General features: G+C 43.0%; 5 protein-coding genes. All 5 read left to right on the top strand.

Features of this window, described 5'->3' with window-relative positions:
- Positions 1–243 precede the first annotated feature (243 nt).
- The gene (locus IQ229_RS17700) at positions 244–609 is read left to right on the top strand and encodes a ferredoxin thioredoxin reductase catalytic beta subunit (protein WP_094351306.1); all 366 of its coding nucleotides are present in this window, start codon (positions 244–246) and stop codon (positions 607–609) included.
- Entirely contained in the window at positions 606–998 is a 393-nt protein-coding gene (locus IQ229_RS17695) for a DUF309 domain-containing protein (protein WP_194045938.1), read from the top strand. Before IQ229_RS17700 ends, IQ229_RS17695 begins: the two co-directional genes overlap by 4 nt.
- A 296-nt stretch (positions 999–1,294) precedes the next feature.
- Positions 1,295–1,792: an LptA/OstA family protein gene (locus IQ229_RS17690; protein ID WP_194045936.1), complete on the top strand. Its 498-nt coding sequence runs from the start codon at positions 1,295–1,297 to the stop codon at positions 1,790–1,792.
- Positions 1,793–1,822: 30 nt separating this feature from the next.
- On the top strand, positions 1,823–2,551 hold the full coding sequence (gene lptB / locus IQ229_RS17685) for an LPS export ABC transporter ATP-binding protein (RefSeq protein WP_194045934.1): 729 nt from the start codon (positions 1,823–1,825) through the stop codon (positions 2,549–2,551).
- Positions 2,552–2,778: 227 nt separating this feature from the next.
- Positions 2,779–3,736: LptF/LptG family permease (locus IQ229_RS17680; RefSeq protein ID WP_194045931.1), on the top strand; the 958-nt coding region annotated here is incomplete at its 3' end.

The raw sequence follows: 3,736 nt of genomic DNA, 5'->3' as shown, positions 1-3,736 counted from the left end.
ACTGCAACCCCAGCTACAAAAAACATTACATTCATAAATCAATTCAAATTTTATAATTTCAAAGACTGCTGACAAGTTCAGCTTCTGCGATTTATGAGATTTTCTCTGATCCCAGGACACCGGATATATCAGCCTTTGAGCAAAGGGAAGATAATTTGAACAGGTAAGGTTGGGGAAATACACCCAGTAATCCCTTAGTAAGGCTGAGGTACAATGCAAAGAAATATTTAAATTATGAGCGACATGATCACATCAGAACATAACACAAAATCCAGCGATAAAAGCCTAGAGGCAATGCGGCATTTTTCCGAACAATACGCCAAGCGTACTGGAACATACTTCTGTTCTGAACCTTCTGTCACCGCAGTTGTGATTGAAGGGCTAGCCAAACATAAAGACGACCTGGGTGCGCCTTTATGTCCTTGTCGCCATTACGAAGATAAAGAAGCTGAGATTCACGCCACATATTGGAACTGTCCTTGTGTGCCAATGAGAGAACGCAAAGAGTGCCATTGTATGTTATTCCTCACCCCTGACAACGAGTTTGCTGGAGACAAACAAGAAATCTCTCTGGAAACAATCAAAGAAGTACGAGACAGCATGGGATGAGCGAAATCATCCCCCAAGAGTTTTGGCAAGGCGTAGAACAGTTCAATTCTGGAGAGTTCTACGCTTGTCATGACACTTTAGAGGCTTTGTGGATTGAAGCTAGCGAACCGGAAAAAAGCTTTTATCAAGGCATTCTCCAAATTGCTGTAGCACTGTATCATTTGGAAAATCGGAACTGGCGAGGTGCGGTAATTCTGTTGGGAGAAGGCAGCAATCGCCTACGCCGTTACCCATCTAGTTACAGCGGCGTTGACGTAGATGAGCTATTGAGCGAGAGCGCAGTGTTGTTGACGAATTTACAACAAATAGGGCCAGATAAAATTGCTGCTGGCGATCTGGGCGAAAATCAAGTCTTATCTTTGCCTAGAATTGTGCTAAGTACTGATTAGACATCTAGTTAGATTATGCGTTGCCTGAAATCCCTGGTAGGCAAAATTCATCTAGCCGACGACTTCCCGTACCACTACGCGGAAGCAAGCTAGGCGTAGCGTCTCCGTTAAAAGAAGAGTATTGTGCCTACGTCGATTTCACTCAGATGTCAATTAGCTGAAACCTTGAGGTTGGGGGTAGCGTCACTATTTCAGCCAGTAGTTATCGGCAATCACTCCAGATCGTATATTTTATATCTGGATAAAGTACTTGAGATAATTAGAATGCAAGCTGAAATCCTAAATCCCCAATTGCTATGATGCCCTGCTATCAATTGCCCATATCCCAGATGCGTCGCTTTGGATTAGCTTTAATGCTGCCAGTTGCACTCTTAGGGACTTTTGCCTTCCCTACCCAAGTGCAAACCGCTACTGCACAAACATCTGAGGCAAATCGCCCCCTGACTATCCGTGCTGATGTGCAAGAATATGACGCTAAAAATCAAGTAATTACCGCTCGCGGTAACGTGCAAATGTTGTATCCTTCTCGCCAACTTCAGGCAACATCTGCCCAAGCACAGTATTTTAGTAAGGAACGCCGAATTGATTTCAGTGGTAACGTCTATATTCTGCAACAGGGCGGTAACAGTATCCGAGCAGAGAAAGTAACCTATTTAATTGATGAAGGGCGATTTGTGGCTTTACCCCAATCCAACCGTCAGGTAGAGTCCATCTACATGATCGAGGAATCAAATAATAGCGGACAAACTGCGATACCTGCCCCACAAACACCACCTTTGAAGCCTTCTAATTAGCATTTACCACCAAGAAAGGGTGCTTCCAGCGTGAAAATTGTTTTAGAGAATATTCACAAATCTTACGGCAAGCGAGTAATTGTCAATCGTGTCAATCTTTCTGTTGCTCAGGGCGAAATTGTTGGTTTACTAGGCCCCAATGGGGCTGGTAAAACGACGACTTTTTACATTGCCACAGGTTTAGAAAAACCCAATCAAGGAAAAGTTTGGCTGGGTAATGTAGACGTGACGGGAATGCCAATGCATAAAAGGGCACGACTGGGTATTGGTTATCTAGCACAAGAAGCCAGTGTTTTTCGCCAACTATCGGTAGAGGATAATATTCTGTTAGTACTAGAGCAAACTCATGTGCCACGTTGGGAGTGGTCAAGGCGACTCAAAACTTTACTACGGGAGTTTCGGTTGGAAAAATTAGCTAGGAGTAAAGGAATTCAACTTTCTGGTGGTGAGCGACGGCGGACGGAATTAGCAAGGTCTTTAGCTGCTGGACAAGAAGGGCCAAAATTTTTACTTTTGGATGAACCATTTGCGGGAGTCGATCCGATCGCAGTCTCAGAAATTCAGCAAATCGTCGCCCAACTGCGCGATCGCGGTATGGGAATCTTAATTACAGATCATAATGTCCGTGAAACCCTAGCCATCACCGATCGCGCCTACATCATGCGTGAGGGACAAATCCTCGCTTTTGGCGCTGCTGACGAACTCTACACCAATCCCCTTGTGCGGCAATATTATTTAGGGGATAATTTTCAAGTCTAAATTAACAATTATTTAGTTAATAATTTCCCAAAATATTTTGATTTTTGATTCTTCAGCATGAATTTATTAGTTAATTTTCAGCCATTAAGAATTTAATTTTGATCCTAAATACACTAGAGATGCTTTGCTTTGCCAGGGTTGCCAATATCTAAATTTTCAAGTTGCTTATGATATCAAAGAAGCTCACGTATTTTAATAGTCTCTATTCGCTGCTGCCTTTTACGATCATGGATCGCTACCTTGCCAGCGAATTGTTAGCGCCGTTTTTCTTTGGTGTCGGAGCTTTTTCATCAATTGGCGTCACCATTGATGCTGTATTTGATCTCGTCAGAAAAATTGTCGAATCTGGGCTACCTATAGACATTGCTATTCAAGTTTTTTTGTTAAAATTTCCCAACTTTATCGTTTTAGCCTTTCCCATGTCTACGCTGCTGGCTACTTTGATGACCTACAGTCGTCTTTCTAGCGAGAGCGAATTAATTGCCTTGCGTGGTTGTGGCGTCAGTGTCTATCGCATGGTGCTAACTGCTGTGATGTTAAGTCTTGTCGTTACAGGAATGACATTTGTATTTAATGAGGAAATTGCACCAGCAGCCAATTATCGAGCGGCAATGACTTTAGAGAAAGCCCTGAAATCAGACAAGCCAACTTTTAAACAGCAAAATATTTTCTATCCTGAATACCAAGATGTTGTCCAGCCGGATGGTTCTAAGAATCGGATATTGACACGCTTGTTTTACGCCGACCAATTTGATGGTAAGCGTATGACAGGGTTGACAATTATAGATCGCTCAACAAAAAATCTGAATCAAATTGTGGTCTCAGAATCGGCTCAGTGGAATCCTTCTCAAAACGTCTGGGATTTTTACAACGGTACAATCTATTTTGTTGCTGCCGATCGCTCTTATCGTAACATCGTCAAATTTGAACACCAACAACTGCAACTACCGCGCACGCCATTAAGTCTGGCAGAAAAAAGCCGCGATTATGGTGAGATGAATATTTCTGAAGCACTACAGCAACTAGATGTAGAAAATCTTGGTGGCGATCGCCAAAAAATTCGTAAACTTGAAGTGCGGATTCAACAAAAAATCTCTTTGCCCTTTGTATGCGTGGTTTTTGGCTTGGTAGGTGCAGCGATGGGAAGCATACCCCAGCGAACGGGGAGAGGTACAAGCCTGTCTC

This window comes from Nostoc cf. edaphicum LEGE 07299, from assembly GCF_015207245.1.
Taxonomy (GTDB): domain Bacteria; phylum Cyanobacteriota; class Cyanobacteriia; order Cyanobacteriales; family Nostocaceae; genus Nostoc; species Nostoc edaphicum_B.
Note: the sequence above shows the minus strand (reverse complement) of the source record. Positions and strands in the feature narration are given on the sequence as shown.